19 protein-coding genes are annotated in these 20,856 nt (G+C 37.0%); 18 read left to right on the plus strand and 1 reads right to left on the minus strand.

What is annotated here, in order from left to right:
- Nucleotide 1: 1 nt before the first annotated feature.
- The 10 genes from groES to RWP19_RS01945 all read left to right on the plus strand — a co-directional run bounded on the left by groES (nt 2) and on the right by RWP19_RS01945 (nt 9,993).
- Nucleotides 2-283 (plus strand): co-chaperone GroES, encoded by a 282-nt coding sequence (groES, locus tag RWP19_RS01900; RefSeq protein ID WP_004696047.1) that lies wholly within the window; start codon nt 2-4, stop codon nt 281-283.
- 111 nt (nt 284-394) lie between these two features.
- Nucleotides 395-2,020 carry a chaperonin GroEL gene (gene groL / locus RWP19_RS01905; RefSeq protein WP_024066582.1) on the plus strand — a complete coding sequence of 542 codons (1,626 nt, stop codon included), beginning with the start codon at nt 395-397 and terminating at the stop codon, nt 2,018-2,020.
- A 360-nt stretch (nt 2,021-2,380) separates the two neighbouring features.
- Complete coding sequence (locus RWP19_RS01910) at nt 2,381-2,797, plus strand: DoxX family protein (protein WP_314356256.1); 417 nt, start codon at nt 2,381-2,383, stop codon at nt 2,795-2,797.
- 58 nt (nt 2,798-2,855) lie between these two features.
- On the plus strand, nt 2,856-4,112 hold the full coding sequence (locus RWP19_RS01915; RefSeq protein ID WP_314356257.1) for a diaminopimelate decarboxylase: 1,257 nt from the start codon (nt 2,856-2,858) through the stop codon (nt 4,110-4,112).
- Between the two features lie 296 nt (nt 4,113-4,408).
- The gene (sufC, locus tag RWP19_RS01920) at nt 4,409-5,152 is read left to right on the plus strand and encodes a Fe-S cluster assembly ATPase SufC (RefSeq protein ID WP_295259432.1); all 744 of its coding nucleotides are present in this window, start codon (nt 4,409-4,411) and stop codon (nt 5,150-5,152) included.
- 8 nt (nt 5,153-5,160) lie between these two features.
- Nucleotides 5,161-6,570, plus strand: a complete 1,410-nt coding sequence (sufB, locus tag RWP19_RS01925; protein ID WP_060924274.1) for a Fe-S cluster assembly protein SufB — start codon at nt 5,161-5,163, stop codon at nt 6,568-6,570.
- Nucleotides 6,571-6,579: 9 nt separating this feature from the next.
- The gene (locus tag RWP19_RS01930; protein WP_314356258.1) at nt 6,580-7,626 is read left to right on the plus strand and encodes a SufD family Fe-S cluster assembly protein; all 1,047 of its coding nucleotides are present in this window, start codon (nt 6,580-6,582) and stop codon (nt 7,624-7,626) included.
- 12 nt (nt 7,627-7,638) lie between these two features.
- Nucleotides 7,639-8,868 carry a SufS family cysteine desulfurase gene (locus RWP19_RS01935; RefSeq protein ID WP_295259429.1) on the plus strand — a complete coding sequence of 410 codons (1,230 nt, stop codon included), beginning with the start codon at nt 7,639-7,641 and terminating at the stop codon, nt 8,866-8,868.
- 14 nt (nt 8,869-8,882) lie between these two features.
- Entirely contained in the window at nt 8,883-9,308 is a 426-nt protein-coding gene (sufU, locus tag RWP19_RS01940; protein ID WP_314356260.1) for a Fe-S cluster assembly sulfur transfer protein SufU, read from the plus strand.
- Between the two features lies 1 nt (nt 9,309).
- Nucleotides 9,310-9,993, plus strand: a complete 684-nt coding sequence (locus RWP19_RS01945; RefSeq protein WP_314356261.1) for an HAD hydrolase-like protein — start codon at nt 9,310-9,312, stop codon at nt 9,991-9,993.
- 104 nt (nt 9,994-10,097) lie between these two features.
- Here the strand turns inward: RWP19_RS01945 and RWP19_RS01950 are convergent, their stop codons facing one another.
- Nucleotides 10,098-10,604 carry an S-adenosylmethionine decarboxylase gene (locus RWP19_RS01950; RefSeq protein WP_314356262.1) on the minus strand — a complete coding sequence of 169 codons (507 nt, stop codon included), beginning with the start codon at nt 10,602-10,604 and terminating at the stop codon, nt 10,098-10,100.
- Nucleotides 10,605-10,818: 214 nt separating this feature from the next.
- Between RWP19_RS01950 and RWP19_RS01955 the strand changes: the two genes are divergently transcribed.
- The 8 genes from RWP19_RS01955 (at nt 10,819) to gltX (ending at nt 20,834) form a co-directional block, all read left to right on the plus strand.
- Nucleotides 10,819-11,298 carry a CtsR family transcriptional regulator gene (locus RWP19_RS01955; RefSeq protein WP_295208504.1) on the plus strand — a complete coding sequence of 160 codons (480 nt, stop codon included), beginning with the start codon at nt 10,819-10,821 and terminating at the stop codon, nt 11,296-11,298.
- Nucleotides 11,299-11,304: 6 nt separating this feature from the next.
- Nucleotides 11,305-11,844, plus strand: coding sequence for a UvrB/UvrC motif-containing protein (locus RWP19_RS01960; RefSeq protein WP_295208507.1), 540 nt, complete (start codon nt 11,305-11,307; stop codon nt 11,842-11,844).
- A 12-nt stretch (nt 11,845-11,856) separates the two neighbouring features.
- A complete protein-coding gene (locus RWP19_RS01965; RefSeq protein WP_314356263.1) occupies nt 11,857-12,918 on the plus strand; it encodes a protein arginine kinase in 1,062 nt (353 codons plus the stop codon).
- A gap of 127 nt (nt 12,919-13,045) precedes the next feature.
- The gene (locus RWP19_RS01970) at nt 13,046-15,493 is read left to right on the plus strand and encodes an ATP-dependent Clp protease ATP-binding subunit (RefSeq protein ID WP_314356264.1); all 2,448 of its coding nucleotides are present in this window, start codon (nt 13,046-13,048) and stop codon (nt 15,491-15,493) included.
- A gap of 169 nt (nt 15,494-15,662) precedes the next feature.
- Nucleotides 15,663-17,036, plus strand: a complete 1,374-nt coding sequence (radA, locus tag RWP19_RS01975; protein ID WP_314356265.1) for a DNA repair protein RadA — start codon at nt 15,663-15,665, stop codon at nt 17,034-17,036.
- Between the two features lie 15 nt (nt 17,037-17,051).
- The gene (locus RWP19_RS01980) at nt 17,052-18,203 is read left to right on the plus strand and encodes a PIN/TRAM domain-containing protein (protein WP_295208516.1); all 1,152 of its coding nucleotides are present in this window, start codon (nt 17,052-17,054) and stop codon (nt 18,201-18,203) included.
- Nucleotides 18,187-19,362: a 2-C-methyl-D-erythritol 4-phosphate cytidylyltransferase gene (ispD, locus tag RWP19_RS01985; RefSeq protein ID WP_314356266.1), complete on the plus strand. Its 1,176-nt coding sequence runs from the start codon at nt 18,187-18,189 to the stop codon at nt 19,360-19,362. The genes RWP19_RS01980 and ispD overlap by 17 nt, the downstream gene beginning before the upstream one ends.
- Nucleotides 19,363-19,364: 2 nt before the next feature.
- Nucleotides 19,365-20,834, plus strand: coding sequence for a glutamate--tRNA ligase (gene gltX / locus RWP19_RS01990; protein ID WP_295208520.1), 1,470 nt, complete (start codon nt 19,365-19,367; stop codon nt 20,832-20,834).
- The last annotated feature ends 22 nt before the right edge of the window (nt 20,835-20,856 follow it).

Consider the following 20,856-nt stretch of genomic DNA (forward strand, 5'->3'; position numbering starts at 1 on the left):
TATGTTAAAACCATTAGCTGACCGCGTTCTTATCCGTTTAGAAGCAAAAGAAGAAAAAACTAAAAGTGGTATTTTCCTTCCTGATACAGCAAAAGAAAAACCTCAAGAAGGTGTTGTAGTAGCTGTAGGTGCTGGTAAAGTTTATGACAATGGTCAACGTGTAGCTCCAGAAGTTAAAGTTGGCGATACTGTTATGTTCGCAAAATATGCTGGTAGCGAATTAGAAATCGATGGCGCTACTCATTTGATTATTAGCGAACGCGATATCTTAGCAGTACTATAATAGCTAATATAGCTGCATAGAGCTTAACATACTATTGATACATTTTATATTGCCTGCGGGCATATACATTCCCTTACATTAGATACTGTTATTATCTAGGAGGTAATACATATGGCAAAAGAAATCTTGTTTAATGAAGAAGCTCGTCGCGCTTTAGGTCGTGGCGTTGATCAATTGGCAAACGCTGTAAAAGTTACTTTAGGTCCAAAAGGCCGTAATGTTGTATTGGATAAAAAATTCGGTTCCCCAACAATCACAAATGATGGTGTAACTATTGCTCGTGATATCGAACTTCCAGATCCATTTGAAAACATGGGTGCTCAATTAGTTAAAGAAGTTGCTACTAAAACTAACGACGTAGCTGGTGATGGTACTACTACTGCAACAGTATTGGCACAAGCTATGATTCAAGAAGGTATGCGCAACGTAGCAGCTGGTGCTAACCCAATGATCTTGAAAAAAGGTATTGAAACAGCAGTTAAAACTTTGGTTGAAGAAATCAAAAAACGTTCTATCAAAGTTTCCGGTAAAGCTGAAATCGCTCAAGTTGCAAGCGTATCCGCTGCTGATGAAGAAATCGGCGGTTTGATTGCTGAAGCTATGGAAAAAGTAGGTAACGACGGTGTTATCACTGTAGAAGAATCCAAAGGCTTGCAAACTGCATTAAACGTAGTAGAAGGTATGCAATTCGACCGTGGCTACATTTCCCCATACATGGTAACTGATCCTGATCGCATGGAAGCTGTTATGGACAATCCATACATCTTGATTACTGACCGTAAAATCAGTGCTATCGCTGATATGTTACCAACACTTGAAAAAGTGGTAAAAGTAGGTAAAGAACTTCTTATCATCGCTGAAGATGTAGAAGGTGAAGCATTGGCTACATTGGTAGTAAACCGCTTGCGTGGTACTTTTAAAGCAGTAGCTGTAAAAGCTCCTGGCTTTGGTGACCGTCGTAAAGCTATGCTTGAAGATATCGCTATCTTGACTGGTGGTACTGTAATCACTGAAGATATGGGCCGTAAACTTGATTCCGTAGAACTTACAGACCTTGGCACAGCTCGTCAAGTTCGCATCACTAAAGATGAAACTACAATCATCGATGGTGTAGGCGATAAAGACGTAATTGCTAAACGCGTTAGCCAAATTCGTGCACAAGTAGAAGAAACAACTTCTGAATTCGACCGTGAAAAATTACAAGAACGTCTTGCAAAATTATCCGGTGGTGTTGCAGTTATCGAAGTAGGTGCTGCTACAGAAGTTGAAATGAAAGATAAAAAACTTCGTATCGAAGATGCATTGAACGCAACTCGCGCTGCTGTTGAAGAAGGTATCGTAGCAGGTGGTGGTACTACATTCATCGATATCATCCCTGCATTGAATACATTAGAAGAAACTGGTGACGTTCAAACAGGTATTAACCTTGTTAAACGTGCAGTAGAAGAACCTCTTCGTCAAATCGCTTACAATGCTGGTCTTGAAGGTTCTGTTGTAGTAGAAAAAGTTAAAAATACAGAAGCTGGCGTAGGTTTCAATGCATTGACTGAAGAATATATCGACATGGTTAAAGCTGGTATTGTGGATCCTGCTAAAGTAACACGTTCTGCTCTTCAAAATGCTGCATCTATTGCATCTCTTGTATTGACTACTGAAACAATCGTAGCTGACAAAGTAGAAGAAAATGCTGCCGCACCTGCAATGCCTCCAATGGGTGGTATGGGCGGTATGATGTAATCAACTGCTTAGACCATAATATATAATATTTAGAATAATCCTAATGAATTAGGAACTATATGTTCACTTTTTCATTAGGATTATTTTTATATTTAATTTAATAATCAATGGTAATTTATATCATATATGGTACACATATTATTAATAGTAAAGATAGTACATGATATTTTTTGACGATTAATAATTTGAATTAGATTATTATATATGGTTTATTAAATCGACAAAATTGATTTTAAAAACCATATATGTTATAATTCTATAGAATTTAATATTGAGTCTAGTTTGACATAGTAGTTTTTGAACATTATAATATGGCTATCGAAATATTTCGATTTCATTTGGTTTGAAAGAAGGATTACTATGTTGAGCTTTATTTTTAAAAGTAAACCTAATTATATTAATTTTGGCCTCTTAGTTTACCGTTTGGCACTTGGCATTTCCATGTTTTATCATGGTTATTTAAAGTACTTGAGCGGTGCTGAAGGCCTTTATAAAGTTGGGGCTATGTTGGCACCATTAGGTGTACCTGGTGGTTATGAAATATTAGGTACCATGGCAGCATATGCAGAAATGATAGGCGGCGTACTTATAGCAATTGGTCTATTTACACGTATTGGATCTTTGCTAATCATAGGTACATTAGCTATGGCAACAACATTAAATCTTAGTGGCAGCTTCTTTAGCTGGGATTATCCATCTCAAATGGGCTTTGGTGCACTTATGTTGTTCTTTGTTGGTGCAGGTCGCTATAGCCTAGATAAAGCTTTATTTAAATAATAATTAGGATAATAGACTCATCGTTTGATGGGTCTTTTATTTGTGTAGAGAGGTTATTATGAATACAAAAACAGTTCCGTTTACAGCTGAACAATTAGAAAATATTATCGCCCAATATCCAACACCATTCCATATTTACGATGAAGAAGGTATCGTAGAAAATATGAAAGCATTCATCAATGCATTCTCTTGGAATAAAGGGTTTAAACAATATTTTGCTGTAAAAGCAACTCCAAATCCATATATTATGCGTGTATTACAAAAGCTTGGTGTAGGTGCCGATTGTTCTTCCTTAGCAGAATTAATGCTATGTGAAAAAGTGGGCATTACAGGTCATGATATTATGTTCACATCTAATGACACACCATATGTGGAATACAAAAAAGCACTTGAATTAGGTGCCATTATCAATCTTGATGATATTACTCATATTGAATATTTGGAAAAAAATCATGGCTCCTTGCCTGATACATTCTGCGTGCGTTACAACCCAGGCTCCTTAAAAGAAGGGGGAAATACTATTATTGGTCTTCCTGAAGAAGCTAAATATGGTATGACACGTGAACAGATTCTTGAAGCGTATAAACAGTTGCAAGCTAAAGGTGTAAAACACTTTGGTATCCATACAATGGTTGTATCTAACGAGCTTGATATTGATGGCTTAGTTGGCACTGCTGAACTTTGCTTCAATCTAGCAGTAGATATTAAAAATGAACTAGGCATCAATGTTGAGTTTATCGATCTTGGTGGTGGTGTAGGTGTTGCTTATAAACCAGAACAAACACCAGTAGATTTCAATGCACTTAGTAAAGGGGTAGAAGAGGCTTACAATAGAATTCTTGTAGCTAATGGTCTTGGTGATGTGGCATTAGCTTATGAATGTGGTCGTATGGTAACAGGTCCTTTTGGTTACCTTGTTTCTACAGCTATTCATAAAAAGGATATTTATCGTCACTATATCGGTCTAGACTCCTGCATGGCAAACCTTATGCGTCCAGCATTATATGGTTCTTATCATCATATTACTGTTATGGGGAAAGAAAATGCACCTAAGGATCACGTATACGATGTAACTGGTTCTTTATGTGAAAATAATGATAAATTTGCTATTCAACGTGAGTTGCCAAAAATTGATATTGGCGATCGTATCATCATCCATGATGCTGGTGCGCATGGTCACTCCATGGGCTTTAACTATAATGGTAAATTACGCTCTGCTGAGTTGTTATTACATAAAGATGGTTCTGTTACACAAATTCGACGTGCTGAAACATATGATGATTTGTTTGGTACTCTTGATTTCTCCAACCTATAATTTAATATTGAGAATCGAATAGGATGAGAATAAATATTAATAAAAGCTTATCAATATATGTAATATACGATATTTTTTTAATTCCTGTATATTTTAGTAGGAATATCTTGCTATCATTTAGATAAGAATGTATAATGATTATAGATTGTTATGCACATACTTGCTAAGTTGGCGAGAATTACGGCGGTATTCACGTTAGTGCGTACCGCCTTTTTATATGTGTCAATATATACGTTTTACATATAATACTTGTATGTTTCTTATGAACATATACATTATGAGAAGGAGTGAACATTTTGGCTGAATTACTTCAGATAAAAGATTTAAAGGTATCCGTTGAAGGTAAACAAATCTTAAAAGGTATTGACTTAACAATTAATAAAGGTGAAATCCATGTTGTAATGGGTACAAATGGTGCAGGTAAATCTACACTTGCCAATGCTATTATGGGCAACACTACATACACTGTAGATAGTGGTTCTATTATTTTTGATGGTAAAGATATTACGGAAGATGCTGTAAATGATCGTGCAAAAGCGGGTATTTTTATGTCCTTCCAAAATCCAATCTCCATCCCTGGTATTACTGTAGAAAACTTCATTCGTACTGCTAAATCTACTATTACAGGTGAAAACGTTCGTGCTTTATCTTTTAAAAAAGAATTGAAAGAAAAAATGGATGAATTATCCTTTGATTTGTCCTATGCACAACGCTATGTAAATGAAGGTTTTTCCGGTGGTGAACGCAAGAAAAATGAAATTCTTCAAATGTCTATCCTGAATCCTAAATTAGCTATTCTTGATGAAACAGACTCCGGCCTTGACGTAGATGCGGTTCGTATCGTATCTGAAGGTGTACAACGTTTCCACAACGAAGAAAATGCTGTATTGATCATCACTCACCACAACCAAATCTTGCAAAAATTAAAACCTGATTTCGTTCATGTATTGATCAATGGTAAGATCGTTAAAACTGGTGATGCTTCTCTTGTACGTGAAATCGAAGAAAAAGGTTACGACGCATACAAAGCATTAGCATAGGAGGCACAATGGAAGAAAGAAAGAAAACCCAAGTCGCGGATATGGACCGTGGTGTCTACGATATTAAGAATGACTTTGAATATTCTTATATTTCTGATGCTGGTTTAACAGAAGATATTATCCGTGAAATTTGGTCTAATAAAAATGAACCTGAATGGATGCTTGATTTCCGTTTGAAATCTTTAGAAATCTACAATCGCATGGGGATTCCAAATTGGATTCCTGATATTTCTGGCTTAGATATGGCAAATATTCATACCTATGTTAAGCCTAAGGTAGATATGAAAGAAAACTGGGACGAAGTTCCAGAAGAAATTAAAAGCACATTTGACCGCTTAGGTATTCCAGAAGCGGAAAAAACATCTCTTGCAGGTGTGGGTGCTCAGTATGACTCTGAAGTCGTTTATCACAGTATCCAAGAAGATCTTGTTAAACAAGGCGTTATTTATACAGATATTGAAACAGCACTTCATGAGCATGAAGAAATTGTAAAAAAATACTGGATGACATTGATTCCTCCAACTGACCACAAATGGGCAGCTCTTCATGGTGCTGTTTGGTCTGGTGGTTCCTTCGTATATGTTCCCGCAGGTGTGCAAGTAGAGATTCCATTGCAATCCTATTTCCGTTTGAATGCACCAGGTGCTGGTCAGTTTGAACATACTATGATTATTGTTGAAGAAGGCGCTAAATTGCACTTCATCGAAGGTTGTTCCGCTCCTAAATACGACGTATCCAACCTTCATGCTGGTGCCGTTGAATTGTTTGTAAAAGATAATGCTACATTGCGTTATTCTACAATTGAAAACTGGTCTAAGAACATGTACAACCTTAACACAAAACGTTGTGTTGTTGGTAAAGGTGGTACTATTGAGTGGGTATCTGGTTCCTTTGGTTCCAAAGTATCTTGCTTGTATCCAATGAGTATCCTTAATGGTGAAGGTGCACATGCTGAATTTACAGGTGTAACATTTGCTGGTGAAGGACAATTTCTTGATACTGGTTGTAAGGTAGTTCATAATGCACCTTATACAACAAGTAATGTAAACTCTAAATCTATCTCTAAATCCGGTGGTGCTGCTATTTACCGTGGTCTTTTGAAAATTGGTCCTAAAGCAGAACATTCCAAAGCGACTGTATCTTGTGAATCCTTGATGCTTGATGCAGAGTCCCAATCTGATACAATTCCAGCTATTATCGTAGAAAACGATAATGTGGATTTAGGCCATGAAGCTAAAATCGGTCGTATTTCTGACGAAGCGATTTTCTATCTCATGACACGTGGTATTAGTGAAGAAGAAGCTCGTGCAATGCTCGTTCGTGGTTTCGTAGAGCCAATCTCTAAAGAATTACCACTTGAGTATGCTGTAGAAATGAACAATCTAATCAATCTTGAATTAGAAGGTTCTATCGGTTAAGGAGGAATTATGAGCGAATTACTATTTAATGAACTCCCTAGACCGACATTCAGATGGTTGCATGTTAACCATACTGTAAGCTCTCTAGCTGGAGATGATACATCCGTACAATCCATCGCTGTAGAAGCGAATCAAAGTATACTTTCACCATTGCCTACAGGGGCTCCGTTATTAGATGCTAAATATGAAGGTGCTAATAAGGAAGCTGTTCAAGCATTGGTGGATAGCGCAGAAGGTTATGCTATTAATATTCCTGCCAATGCAAAGGAAGTTGTAGGTATTCGTATTGACGCTAATGCACGTGTAGCTAACCGTTTCCAATTCATCGTTGGGAAAGGGGCAGAACTAGAGGTACAATTCTATGTAACTGGCTCTGGTAAAGCTGTAACAAATGTTAGTTACTTAAATGAATACGATGTAAAAGAAGGCGGTAATGTTGTTGTTAAAAAGGTAAATCTTTTACCTGAACATGTACAACATATCGAACATCGCTATACAAAATTAGAAGATAAAGCAGATGTAGAATACATCAATATTGAACTTGGTGGTAGTGAAAATATTTTGAACTACTATCATGATTTAGTAGGTCAAGAATCCCGTATGGTTCATGATATTGCTTATCTTGGCAACGAAGAGCAAAAATTTGATATTTCTATGGTTATGAGTCATGCAGGCAAAAAGTCCTACAGTGACATTCATACATTAGGTGCTCTTAGTGGCAATTCTAAAAAATCCTTCCGCGGCACACTAGATTTCCTCAATGGAGCAACAGCTTCTGAGGGTGCGGAAGAAGATACTTGCTTATTGTTAGATCCAACTGTTAAATCTGTATCTTTACCACTTTTATTGTGTAAAGAAGATAATGTAGTAGGTAATCATGCAGCAAGTGCAGGCCAAATTGATCATAATAAATTGTTCTATATCATGAGCCGTGGCTTTAGTGAAGTAGAAGCAAAACATATTATTGTTGAATCTATGATTCGACCTATTATTGATCGCATTGGTGATGAAACGATTGAAGAGGCAGCTTTAACAGCTGTACGTAATAAAATTTAAAGAGGCGTTTTTATGAGACCAATTGCAGAAGCATACAAAGACTTTCCTATACTACATAAAGAGCATAATGGGCACCGCGTTATCTATTTAGATAGCGGTGCTACTGCACAAATTCCACAGTCCGTAATTGATCGTGTTGTGGAACATATGACACAACGTAATGGTAATCCACATCGTGGCTCTCATATTTTAGCTATTGAAGCATCTGAAGACTATGAAAATGCACGTGATCGTGTAGTTGAATTTATCAATGCTCGTGAACGTGAAGAAGTCGTATTTACACGTAATAGTACAGAATCTATGAACTTGATTGCTCATAGCTATGGTCTTCATAATGTAAAAAAAGGTGAAAAGATTGTCATTACTGTTGCTGAACATCATGCAAACCTTGTAACATGGCAATACGTAGCAGAACAAACAGGGGCAACCTTAGAATATATGTACCTTGATGAACATGGGCATTTAAAAGAGGGCGAAATTAATAAAATCGATGAAAACACTAAAATTGTTGCCTTTGCTCATGTTAGTAATGTACTTGGCATGGAATTTCCTGTAAAAGAATTAACTGAAAAAGCACATTCTGTAGGAGCTGTAGTTGTTCTAGATGGTGCTCAATCTACACCTCATAAAAAAATTGATGTTCAAGAATTAGATTGTGACTTCTTCGTATTCTCTGGGCATAAAATGTGTGCGTCTCAAGGTATTGGTGTACTCTATGGTAAACGTGAATTATTAGAAGCTATGCCTCCATTCTTGTTGGGTGGGGATATGATTGAATATGTAAAAGAACAAACTGCTACATTCAATGAGCTTCCATATAAGTTCGAAGCAGGTACTCCAAATGCTGATGGTGCCGTTTCCTTGCACGCGGCAATTGATTATTTAGAATCTTTTGGTATGGATGCTATTGAAGCCTATGAAGAGGAATTAGTAGCATATATTCTTCCTAAAATTGTTGAATTGCCTCATGTTCATGTGATTGGTTCCCAAAACCCTAAGGAAAAACATGGAGTAATTGCATTCACTGTAGATGATGTACATCCTCATGATGTGGCTACGATTTTGGATTCTAAAGGTATTTGTGTTCGTTCTGGTCACCATTGTGCTCAACCATTAGGCGCATTCTATAATGTGTCTGCATCTACTCGTTTAAGTATGTACTTATATACTCGTAAGGAAGATCTCGATGCATTCCTTGAAGTGTTAAAGACAGTTCGTTCAGTAATGGGTTTTAAAGATTAGGAGATTTACCATCAATGGAAATGGATCAATTATATACGGAACTTATTTTGGAACACAACCAAGATAAGCGTAATAAACATGAGTTAGCTCATTTTACAAATTCTGAACATGGCCATAACCCTAGTTGTGGTGATGATCTAACATTACAACTCAACGTAGAAGATGGCATTATCAAAGATGCTGCTTATACAGGCTCTGGATGTGCTATCAGCCAAGCATCTGCATCTATGATGATTGATATCATTAAGGGTAAGCCTGTTGAAGAAGCTCTTCGTTTGGTAGAAGTTTTCTTAGGTATGATTAAAAAAGAAATTACTGATGAAAATGAGTTAGAAGAATTAGAAGATGCTATGGCATTACAAAATATCTCTAACATGCCAGCACGTGTTAAGTGTGCGGTTCTTGCATGGCATACATTAAAAGAGGCTCTAAAGAAATAATATGAAGAAAACAATATTATTTGACTTAGATGGAACTCTAACAGATTCGCAAGAAGGTATTCTTAAAAGTATTGAATTTGCATTGGAACATTTTGGATATGATGTACCTGATGAAGAAACATTGCAATTATTTTTAGGACCACCATTGGTAGATGCTTTTCAAGAGCATTGTGGCATGACCTTTGAGCAAGCGGAAGAAACATACTTTAAATTCCGCGAACGGTATGGTACAATCGGCAAATTTGAAAATCAAGTGTATCCGAATATTGTAGACTTGTTGGCTAAATGCAAAACAGAACAATATACTATTGCTGTTGCTACAGCAAAGCCTGAACATTATGCTAAAGATATTTTAGATCATTTTGAATTAACACCGTATTTCGAGGTAATTGTAGGTGCAAATTATGAAAGTGGTTTGTTGCATAAGAAAGAGATTCTCGAAAAAGCTCTTAAACTTTGTGGCAATCCTTTAACTGATGACAATGGTCGTCGTTTGGCCTTTATGGTAGGTGATCGTAAGTATGATGTAGAGGCCGCTAATGAACTTGGTTGTATTTCTATCGGTGTTACTTATGGTTATGGTACAGAAACTGAACTAAAAGAAGCTGATGCAGAGTACATCTGTGATGATGTTGATGAAATTGCTGATGTTCTCGATCTTGAAGAAATGATGGTTCGTAGATAAGCTCTTATAAATAAAATATTAACCTTAAAAAGACTAGAGGAATTTCCTCTAGCCTTTTTTTATCTGTCTAAAAAAGACTAACCAATAAGGTTAGTCCTTTTGCATTATTTCTTTAGGCCGCTTTTTTTAGCTAATGTTTTGATAACCTTAGCACTTTGTTTTTTTAATTTGCCACCTGTTTGTTTGAGTTGGATACGTGTACGAGAAACACGACCAAGTGTAGTAATCTTAGTTTTGCGACGTGGTTTCATATCGCGCTCGTTACCAAAGTCGCCACGTTGTACACTTGTTGCTTTTATCTTTTCCGCTCTAAAAGATTTACGTAATGCTTTCATAATCAATGTAAGCGGTAAGGATTGCTCAAAAGAATACAAATCAACAGCTACATAGCCGAGAGCAGGATATGTGTGCAATGTAAAGTGAAAGCCGGGTGCAACAGATAGGAGGGCGATCTCCTCGTCCATAACTTGACAACTGATTTCATCAACATCAAGGTCAGCTAAATCAAATGCAGTTGCTACACTTTCTTGTACAGCTGTAGCGGATGAGATTGCATCTTCATCGCAAGAATATAAATCAATTAACAGTTCTTGTCCTAATGCTTCTGCCATAATAACACCTTCTTTCAGAAAAATATATCTTATTTATTATACATAGAATTTAAGATTAAGTCCAATTATAGTAGAGTGAATTAAAAGGTCAAATTTATATGACATATAATTTGACTTTTATATTGACTAAAGTCAAAAAGTCAAATATAATAAATATATATAAAAAGCAAATAGTCAAAAATATATTAAATAAAATGTTGAAGAGGTGTTTTTTATGAGTATGATAGCTGATAAAATAGAAAAGTTTATATTAGATCGTATGCGTGAAGAACAAGAGAAATTAATTTTAAAGCGTAACGAATTAGCCGATGAATTAGATTGTGCACCATCACAAATTAGTTATGTATTAAGTACACGATTTTCTAATGAGCGTGGGTTTGATGTTGAGTCAAGACGTGGCCTAGGTGGATATATTCGTATTACTAAGTTAAATCCAAAAAGTTCCGATGCTCTACCAGCTGTAACAACCTATCGTATCTATGAAGGTCAAAATACTGTGGATCCTTTAATTGATATTAAAGATGTAGACCAATCGTTATTGCAATTACTACAAGCAGAAAAAATTACTCGTCGTGAAGCTCAATTAATGCATAATTCTTTTGCTACATTGATTGAAAATACCGACATTGAACATCGTAATGATGCTGTACGTCAATTGTATGCAACAATGGTGGATACACTACGAAAGGGGTGATGATCAATGATATGTGATCATTGCCATAAAAATGAAGCTACTATCCATATGACAAATATTGTAAATAATCAGAAGACGGAACAGCATTTGTGTAATACTTGTGCTAATAAATTACAGCAAGAGGGAAAATTATCTCCTTATAGTTCCTTTATGAATGATATGTGGGATAATAGTTTTTTTACTAACGATTTCTTCAAAAATATGGTATATCCAGATAACTTATTAAAATCTCATCAATCAAAACGGTGTCCACAATGTGGTATTACCTATGATGAGTTTAATCGGGTAGGTAAATTTGGGTGTGGCCAATGTTATGAAACATTTGCCAGTGAAATAAAACCGTTATTACAACGTTTGCAAGGTAGTTCTGAATATGAAGGGGCAGTTCCTAGTCATGGTAATAATGTGTTTAAAGCTAAGTATGAAGTTAAACAATTGCGTAATCAATTAGAGACGGCAATTCAAGCAGAGAAATTTGAAGATGCAGCTATCTTAAGGGACAAAATTAAAGAATTAGAAGCCATCATTGGTGGCGGTAAAGAGTAGGAGGTTCTTATTATGTTAGATGTTATATTAGACTCTCCTCTAAGTCCTTGGTTACAGCATGATATAGATACAACTGATCATATTGTTATTTCTAGTCGGATTCGATTAGCAAGAAACTTTGATGGTGTGCTTTTTACAAATCGAAATGATATGTCGTCATTAGAAAAAGTAAATTCTTTTTCTAGAAGTTTGCTTAAATCCCTAAAAGATGTAGATGGACATCAATATTCCAATATTAACCTAGAGCAATTAAGTCAACGTGATCGGGCTATATTAGTGGAAAAACATTTGATGAGCCCTGCTTTAGAAGAAAAGCTGCCATACCGTAATTTAGTAGTTTCTGACGATGCATCGATTGTGATTATGGTAAATGAAGAAGATCATTTACGGATTCAATCTATGGTTTCTGGATTAAAATTAGAAGAAGCTTATAAACGTGTTTTAAAAATTGATAAAGCTATAGAAGCGAAATATCCATATGCCTTTGATGAACGATTTGGTTATTTAACAGCTTGTCCAACTAATGTAGGTACAGGTTTACGATCATCTGTAATGTTACATTTGCCAGCATTGACTATATCTGGAAAAATTACACGACTCATTCGTAGCATCATTCAACTAGGCTACTCTGTACGTGGATTATATGGGGAAGGTTCTGAAGCATTAGGGAATATTTACCAAATTTCTAATCAACGTACCATGGGGATTAGTGAAGAGGATACCATCGAGCAATTGACGAAGGTTGTAGAAGGAATTATCGCAGAAGAGCGAAAATCTCGTCAGTTATTATTACATAATGATAAAGAAGGCTTAGAAGATGTGTTATGGCGCTCTTATGGGGTTCTACAGAATGCACGCCGTGTAAATGGTAAAGAGGCCTTAACAAAGCTTAGTGATATCCAGTTGGGTGTTGACTTAGATATTTTACCTCAATGGTATAAGGATTCGTTTAATGAGTTGATTGCTATAACTAGACCTAATTTCCTTTCAAAATATGCAGGAAATGATAATCTAACAGAAATTGAGTGTGATAGCTATCGGGCAAAAGTAATCCGTCAAAAGCTTTCACATTAATATATATTTTCAAAATCAAACTTACACATAATTCAGTTAAAAGATATTCCAATGGTATATCCTATCATTGTTTACATATATTTGAAGAGAAATAATTACAATTTACATAGATAGATGAGGTGATAGTATGATGCAACGATTTACAGATGATGCACAGCGTATCCTTTCCTTTGCACAAGAAGCTGCACTGGAGTTGGGACATGACTATGTAGGCACTGAACATGTACTCATCGGCCTGACAAAGGTTAAAAATGGTGTTGCTGCTAAGGCATTAGAAGAGCTTGGTATTGTTACAGAAGATATTTTTGAAGCTGTAGAAGAGCAAGTGGGCCGTGGTAATAAAAAAGCGACATCCATATATATGACACCACGTGTTAAGCATGTACTTGAGTTAGCTATTCAAGTTGCTAATCGTATGAATCATAATTACGTTGGCACTGAGCATATTCTACTTGGTTTACTCAGCGACGGCGGTGGTGTTGCAGTTAGGATTTTACGGGCTATGAATATTCGTAGCAACGATATAGTAGAAGCGATTCGTCATATTCTTGGTTCTAGTACTAATGGTGATCATAGTGGGCAAGAAGGAGCGAATAACAATGGCGACTTAGGTGAATTAACTGATTTTGGTACGGACTTAAATGAGTCTGCAAAACAAGGTAAAATTGATCCTGTTATTGGTCGCGATACTGAAATTCAACGAGTTATTCAAATACTTAGTCGTAGAACTAAAAATAACCCAGTTCTTATCGGTGAACCCGGTGTAGGTAAGACGGCCATTGCTGAAGGTTTAGCGCAACGTATTGTTAACGGTAATGTGCCAGAAAATTTGCGCAATAAACGCATTATTTCTCTAAGTATTAGCTCTATGTTAGCTGGTGCAAAATACCGTGGCGAATTTGAAGAGCGTTTAAAAAAAGCGATTGATGAAGTTCAACAATATGATGATATGATTATCTTCATTGATGAAATTCACACATTAGTTGGTGCAGGTGCCACTGAAGGTGCTATGGATGCGGCAAACATTTTAAAACCAGCTTTGGCACGCGGTGAATTCCAAGTTATTGGCGCTACAACTCTTGATGAATATAAAAAGCATATTGAAAAAGATGCTGCCTTAGAGCGTCGTTTCCAACCTGTTCAAGTAGGTGAGCCGAACGAAGAGGATGCTCTTGAAATCTTGAGAGGCTTACGTGATCGTTATGAGGCCTTCCATAAGGCTAAAATTACAGATGAAGCATTAAAAGCTGCTGTTACTTTATCTAGTAGATATATTACAGATCGATTTTTGCCGGATAAAGCTATCGATGTAGTTGATGAGGCTGCATCTAAGGTCCGTATGAAGGTATTTTCGGCGGCACCAGATGTTAAAGCTTTAGAAGACAGACTCAATTCGGTTAAGAAGGAAAAAGAAGCGGCTGTCACATCGCAAGATTTTGAAAAGGCCGCTAAACTTCGTGATGAAGAGCAAGCTCTAGTTAAAGAAATCGATGATAAAAAATCTGTTGCTAAAGAAGAAAGTGATCAAAAACTAATTGTTACAGAAGATGATATTGCTGCTGTAGTAGCTCAGTGGACTGGTATTCCGGTTGCAAAAATTGGAGAAGAAGAGTCAGAAACCTTGCTTCATTTAGAAGATGAGTTACATAAACGTGTCATCGGTCAAGATGATGCTGTTACAGCTGTAGCAAAAGCTGTGCGCCGTGCAAGGGCTGGATTAAAGGATCCAAAACGTCCAATTGGTTCTTTCTTATTCCTTGGACCAACAGGGGTTGGTAAAACTGAGCTAGCAAGAGCACTTGCATCCTCCTTGTTCGGCGATGAATCTGCTATGATTCGACTTGATATGTCTGAATATATGGAAAAACATACTGTTTCCCGTTTAGTTGGGGCACCTCCTGGATATGTAGGCTATGAAGAGGGAGGTCAATTGACTGATGCAGTTCGTCGTAAACCATATAGCGTTATTTTACTTGACGAAGTAGAAAAGGCTCATGCAGATTTCTTTAATATCCTATTACAAGTTCTTGATGATGGCCGCCTTACAGATAGTCAAGGGAGAACCATAGACTTTAGAAATACGGTTATTATCATGACTAGTAACTTAGGTGCTAAAGCATTACATAAGAACTCTACAGAATTAGGTTTCTTAGCACCGAAAAAAGTAGAATCTCATACTAATGATTCTAAAACCAAAGATTTTAAAGAGGCTAAGAAGTCTGTTTTGGATGCAGTCAAAAGTCATTTTAGACCAGAGTTTTTAAATCGTATTGATGAGATGATTGTGTTCCATCCATTAACTGAAGAAGACTTAACAAAAATTGTAACAATTTTGATGAGTGATCTAATAAAACGTCTTGGTGAACGTGATTTACAATTAGAAATTACACCTGAGGCTATGAAGTTACTCGTTAAAGAAGGTTCAGATTTTACTATGGGTGCCCGTCCTTTAAAACGTGCTATTCAACGTTTAATTGAGGACCCTGTATCCGATCTTATTTTAAAAGGAGAGGTGATAGCAGGCAAAACTATTAAATCAGATGCAGAAGATAACGGTATTGTTGTAACGGTTTAATATAAATACAAAATAAATAGTTAATGACTACTTTTCATATAAATTATATGGCTTAAATGGTATACTATAGAATAATGATAGCAACCATGTAGTAACATTATGCATAAAAGGTCATGAATGGTTATCATTCATGGCCTTTTTTTATCTTTTATAACAGTTTTGAGGTATTATGGCAAAAGCAAAATCAGTATTCTTCTGTCAAAATTGTGGCGCGGAGTCTTCTAAATGGATGGGGCGTTGTCCACAATGTGGAGAATGGAATACATTAGTTGAAGAGATTATTAAAGAAACTAAACATAGCCACACACCTTCACGAGGTGTGGGAAATCAAACAACAAAACCAACAGCTTTACCAGATATTGAAATTTCATCTATCGCTCGTGTATCTACTACCTTTGGTGAAATCGACCGCGTATTAGGTGGTGGGATTGTTCCTGGGGCTCTTATGCTCTTAGGTGGTGATCCTGGTATAGGCAAGTCTACACTACTTCTTCAAGTATCCCAAAAGGTAGCCGATACGGTAGGTACTGTACTATATGCATCTGGAGAAGAATCTCAATTACAGCTTAAGCTTCGGGCAGAACGACTTCATATCAATAGTGAACGACTACAAGTTATTGCCGATACAGATTTAGATCATATCTTAGAGCAAGCTGATGCAATGACGCCTTCTTTGTTAGTTATCGACTCTATTCAAACCATGTATACCGGAGATATCGATGCTGCTCCAGGTAGTGTTAGTCAAGTGCGAGAGTGTACATCGCGTCTCCTTCGCTTCTGTAAAGAACGAAATATTCCAACAGTAATCATTGGACATGTTACTAAGGAAGGCAATATTGCGGGGCCTCGTATGTTAGAACATATGGTGGATGTAGTGCTTTATTTTGAAGGCGAACGTTCTTATCAATTCCGTATTTTGCGCTCTATTAAGAATCGTTTTGGCTCTACATCTGAAACCGGTATCTTTGCCATGGTTGAGGAAGGGTTACAAGAGTTATCTAATCCATCAGCTTCCTTATTGGCAGAACGATCTGATGAGGAAAGCGGCAGCGCCGTTATGATTTATCTTGAAGGAGTTCGTCCTATCCTTGTAGAGGTACAAAGCCTTGTTGTTACGACTGCTTTTGGTATGCCTAGAAGAACTGCAATTGGTTATGACCTTAATCGTTTAATTGTACTTTTGGCAGTATTAGAAAAACGTTGTGGTTTTACGTTAGGTAATAAGGACGTGTATGTTAATGTTATTGGTGGTCTCAAGGTAAATGAACCAGCTTGTGACTTGTCTATGGCTGTTGCTATCGTATCTAATTTAAAAAATCGTATTGTTCCTACCGATATGGTTATCTTAGGTGAGGTAGGCTTGACTGGTAATGTTCGTAGCATTCCACGTATTGAACAACGTATCAATGAAGCTAAGAAATTAGGCTTTAAAAAGTTTATTATTCCTGAAGGCAATTATAAGCAAATCAAGGATAATGATAGTTCTATCAAGATTAGAGGCGTCAAATCTATTCAAGAGGCGATGCAGCTCGTGTTTTCTTAATTAGGAGGTGATTTGATGATTTATCGGATATTGCGCTATGTAATAGCCATTCTCGTGGGCACAGCGGCCTATGTTGGAATGGATAGCTTAGCACCTATTATCGACCCATATTTGGTCTCTCAATTTGAGTCCTTTGGGGATATGTCATTGACCATTGCACGTATTTCAGTATTAATTTTTGGTACTCTATTAGGCGTCATTATTGGGTATTTAATTTCTTCATTTATTTTAAAGCAAGGCTTAGTAATTTCTAAACGTTTAGAACGCATTCTTACTCATATTCCAAATCAAGAATTGATTGCAGGTACCATCGGTTTATTATTCGGTCTTATTATTGCAAATTTAATTGGTGTTGCATTCCATGAAGTGCCTATTATAGGCCCTTACATTCATATCATTCTTAGTGCTATCTTTGGATATAGTGGTCTTAAGCTCATGGCCCGTAAAGGACCTGAAATGTATAATAACTACGTACAACAGTGGGGCGGAGCTGGCACTAAAAAAACAAGTCGCTTTAAAATGTTATCCACTCATAAATCAGATAAAGCTTCTAGTACGCCTAAATTACTAGACACATCTGTTATCATTGATGGACGTATTAAGGAACTATGTAATACAGGATTTATTGAAGGCCCTCTAATGGTTCCCCTTTTTGTATTGAATGAGTTACAAATTATTTCTGACTCTGCTGATGCTACAAAACGAAATCGCGGTCGTCGTGGCCTCGATATTTTGAAAGAGATGCAAGATGCTAACAAGGTAGCCATTGAAGTGGTAGAAGACGATTATGATGATCTTACAGAAGTAGATTCTAAATTAATGCGGCTTGCTTTGGATAAACAATGGAAGTTGATGACTAATGATTTCAACTTAAATAAGGTTGCTCGTGTACAAGGCATTGAGGTCCTTAATCTGAATGAGCTAGCTAATGTACTTAAACCAGCCCTCATTGCAGGCGAATGGATTCGCGTGCAAATTATGAAAGAAGGTAAGGAGGTACATCAAGGTGTTGCTTATCTCGACGATGGTACCATGATTGTCGTTGAAGATGGTAAACCTTATGTAGGTCAAACTGTAGAGGTTATGGTTACATCTATCTTACAAACTAGTGCTGGTCGTATGATCTTTGCTCGTGTAGATGGAGGACAAAATGGACAAGGTAATTAGTTGTATTGTTCTCGCCGCTGGTGCAGGGCGTCGCATGGGGTACAAAGAGAATAAGATATTTATCCCTTTGGGACGATTCTCTATCATTCAGCGTACATTGCAAAATGTAGCAAATGTTGATGGCTTGAATGAAATTATTCTTGTTGTAGCTGAAGGCGACCGAGAATATATGACAAAACATATTCAGGAGTTGGAGTTGGCTGTTCCCGTTCACATAGTACTTGGTGGAAATGAACGTCAAGACTCTGTAGCATGTGGCTTACAGGCTGTATCAGAGGATACCAATATTGTCCTTGTTCATGATGGAGCGCGACCATTAGCCTCTACAGAAATGTTTAATAATGTTGCTGACTCGGCTAATACCTATGGTGCTGCTACTGTAGGTGTTCCGGCTACAGATACCATTAAACGAGTTGATACGGACCATAATGTTCTAGAAACATTACAGCGTAGTGAGCTATACCAAATTCAAACGCCACAAGGCTTTCAAAAAGAATTATTTGTAGAGGCTCATCAAGCGGCATATGAAACTAAGTATCTTGGTACTGATGATGTATCACTAGTTGAGTATGTAGGTAAGCCTGTACATATAGTTGAAGGGGATTATTGTAATATTAAAGTGACAACACCAAATGATATTGCAGTAGCTAAGCGATATTTAGGAATTGAGGATACACATATGCGCGTTGGATTTGGTTATGATATTCATCAATTAAAAGCAGGTCGTCCATGTATTCTTGGCGGTGTTCATATTGAATCTGAACTCGGCCCTGATGGTCATTCCGATGCGGATGTTCTCATTCACGCATTAATGGATGCTATGTTAGGTGCTGCAGGTCTACGAGATATTGGATATTATTTCCCACCTGAAGATGACCAGTATAAAGGGATTTCTAGCATGCTTTTGTTAGAAAAGGTTAATTCCTTATTGAAAGAACGTGGCTTACAAGCCTATAATATAGATATTATGGTTATTTCGGAGACTCCTAAATTAAAGCCACACATCGATACGATGAAGGCGAATTTACAATCTGTTTTGGAAATACCATTAGAACGTATTAGTATTAAAGCGACAACCAATGAAATGCTAGGTGCTATTGGGCGCCGTGAAGGTATTGCTGTACAAGCTGTCGTTTCTGTATATGAAGGAGAGGTATAATCATGAGTTCCATGAAAGTTCGTTTTGCTCCAAGCCCTACGGGTCCATTCCACATTGGTGGCGCTCGTTCTGCTTTGTTTAACTGGCTATTAGCACGTAAAGAAAAAGGCACATTTGTATTGCGTATTGAAGATACAGATTTGGCACGTTCTACCCGTGAAAGTGAAGAAAATATCAAAGCTTCTTTACAATGGCTTGGCATGAACTGGGATGAAGGCATTGATGTAGGTGGCGATAATGGTCCTTACCGTCAAACAGAACGTCTTGACTTATATAAAGAAGTAACACAACGTTTGTTGGACGAAGGCAAAGCATATGAATGCTATTGCACACCTGAAGAATTAGATGCTGTTCGCCAAGAACAAATGGATCGTGGTGAAACACCTAAATATAATGGCCATTGCCAACACTTAGATGAAGAAACAAAGGCTAAATATATTGCAGAAGGTCGTAAACCAACCATTCGCTTACGCGTTCCTTTGAATAAAACATATGCTTTCGATGATATGGTACGTGGTCATGTATCCTTTGAATCCAATGGTGTAGGTGACTTTGTAATCGTAAAATCTGATGGTATTCCTGTATATAACTTTGCCGTAGTAATGGATGACCATATGATGGGCATTACTCACGTTATTCGTGCAGAAGAACATTTATCTAATACTCCACGTCAAATGGCTATTTATGAAGCACTAGGCTGGGAAGTACCTAAGTTTGGTCACATTTCCTTGATTCTTGGCAAAGATTACAAAAAAATGTCCAAACGCCATGGGGCTACATCTGTTGAACAATACAAACAATTGGGCTATTTGCCAGAAGCACTTGTAAACTTCTTAGCGCTTCTTGGTTGGGCTCCAGAAGGGGAAGAGGAATTTTTCACACAAGATGAATTGATTCAAGCCTTCTCCATGGATCGCGTAGCTAAAAACCCTGCTGTATTCGATATTGATAAATTGAACCATATCAACTTCCACTACATGAAAAACTTAAGCGATGAAGAATTATTCCATCTTTGCTTGCCTCATTTGAAAGAGGTTGGTTTGGCTCCAGATAGCTTAAATCAGTCGGATATCGATTGGTTGACATTATTATGCTCTACATTCCGCGACCATATTAGCTATGGTGCACAAATTAAAGATCATGTAGGTATGTTCATGGGTGAAACTGTATTCCTTGAAGAAGGTCACGAAGAGGAATTGCGTGCTGTATTGAATGAAGAAACAGCACCAACAGTTCTCGGCGCATTCCGCAATGCATTGGCTGAACTTGATGAAATTACGCCTGATGTTGTAAAAGCAACTATCAAAGCTGTTATGAAAGAAACTGCCTTGAAAGGTAAATTTGTATTCATGCCAATTCGTGTTGCTCTTACTGGTCAAATGCATGGTCCAGATTTGAACAACATTGTTACATTGCTTGGCAAAGAAAAATGCTTACATCGATTAGACAATGTTAGCACTTTAAGAAAATAATAATATAAGCTGATTTAAAAGC

It is taken from the genome of uncultured Veillonella sp. (assembly GCF_963522475.1).
Classification (GTDB): domain Bacteria; phylum Bacillota; class Negativicutes; order Veillonellales; family Veillonellaceae; genus Veillonella.

Bases quoted from the DNA above. Each gene is read 5' to 3' on its own strand.
- gltX (WP_295208520.1), top strand. From the start codon at position 19,365: ATGAGTTCCATGAAAGTTCGTTTTGCTCCAAGCCCTACGGGTCCATTC.
- RWP19_RS01915 (WP_314356257.1), top strand. From the start codon at position 2,856: ATGAATACAAAAACAGTTCCGTTTACAGCTGAACAATTAGAAAATATT.
- RWP19_RS01970 (WP_314356264.1), top strand. From the start codon at position 13,046: ATGATGCAACGATTTACAGATGATGCACAGCGTATCCTTTCCTTTGCA.
- RWP19_RS01980 (WP_295208516.1), top strand. From the start codon at position 17,052: ATGATTTATCGGATATTGCGCTATGTAATAGCCATTCTCGTGGGCACA.
- RWP19_RS01960 (WP_295208507.1), top strand. From the start codon at position 11,305: ATGATATGTGATCATTGCCATAAAAATGAAGCTACTATCCATATGACA.
- ispD (WP_314356266.1), top strand. From the start codon at position 18,187: ATGGACAAGGTAATTAGTTGTATTGTTCTCGCCGCTGGTGCAGGGCGT.
- groL (WP_024066582.1), top strand. From the start codon at position 395: ATGGCAAAAGAAATCTTGTTTAATGAAGAAGCTCGTCGCGCTTTAGGT.
- RWP19_RS01910 (WP_314356256.1), top strand. From the start codon at position 2,381: ATGTTGAGCTTTATTTTTAAAAGTAAACCTAATTATATTAATTTTGGC.
- groES (WP_004696047.1), top strand. From the start codon at position 2: ATGTTAAAACCATTAGCTGACCGCGTTCTTATCCGTTTAGAAGCAAAA.
- RWP19_RS01930 (WP_314356258.1), top strand. From the start codon at position 6,580: ATGAGCGAATTACTATTTAATGAACTCCCTAGACCGACATTCAGATGG.
- RWP19_RS01945 (WP_314356261.1), top strand. From the start codon at position 9,310: ATGAAGAAAACAATATTATTTGACTTAGATGGAACTCTAACAGATTCG.
- RWP19_RS01955 (WP_295208504.1), top strand. From the start codon at position 10,819: ATGAGTATGATAGCTGATAAAATAGAAAAGTTTATATTAGATCGTATG.
- RWP19_RS01935 (WP_295259429.1), top strand. From the start codon at position 7,639: ATGAGACCAATTGCAGAAGCATACAAAGACTTTCCTATACTACATAAA.
- radA (WP_314356265.1), top strand. From the start codon at position 15,663: ATGGCAAAAGCAAAATCAGTATTCTTCTGTCAAAATTGTGGCGCGGAG.
- sufU (WP_314356260.1), top strand. From the start codon at position 8,883: ATGGAAATGGATCAATTATATACGGAACTTATTTTGGAACACAACCAA.
- sufB (WP_060924274.1), top strand. From the start codon at position 5,161: ATGGAAGAAAGAAAGAAAACCCAAGTCGCGGATATGGACCGTGGTGTC.
- RWP19_RS01965 (WP_314356263.1), top strand. From the start codon at position 11,857: ATGTTAGATGTTATATTAGACTCTCCTCTAAGTCCTTGGTTACAGCAT.
- RWP19_RS01950 (WP_314356262.1), bottom strand. From the start codon at position 10,604: ATGGCAGAAGCATTAGGACAAGAACTGTTAATTGATTTATATTCTTGC.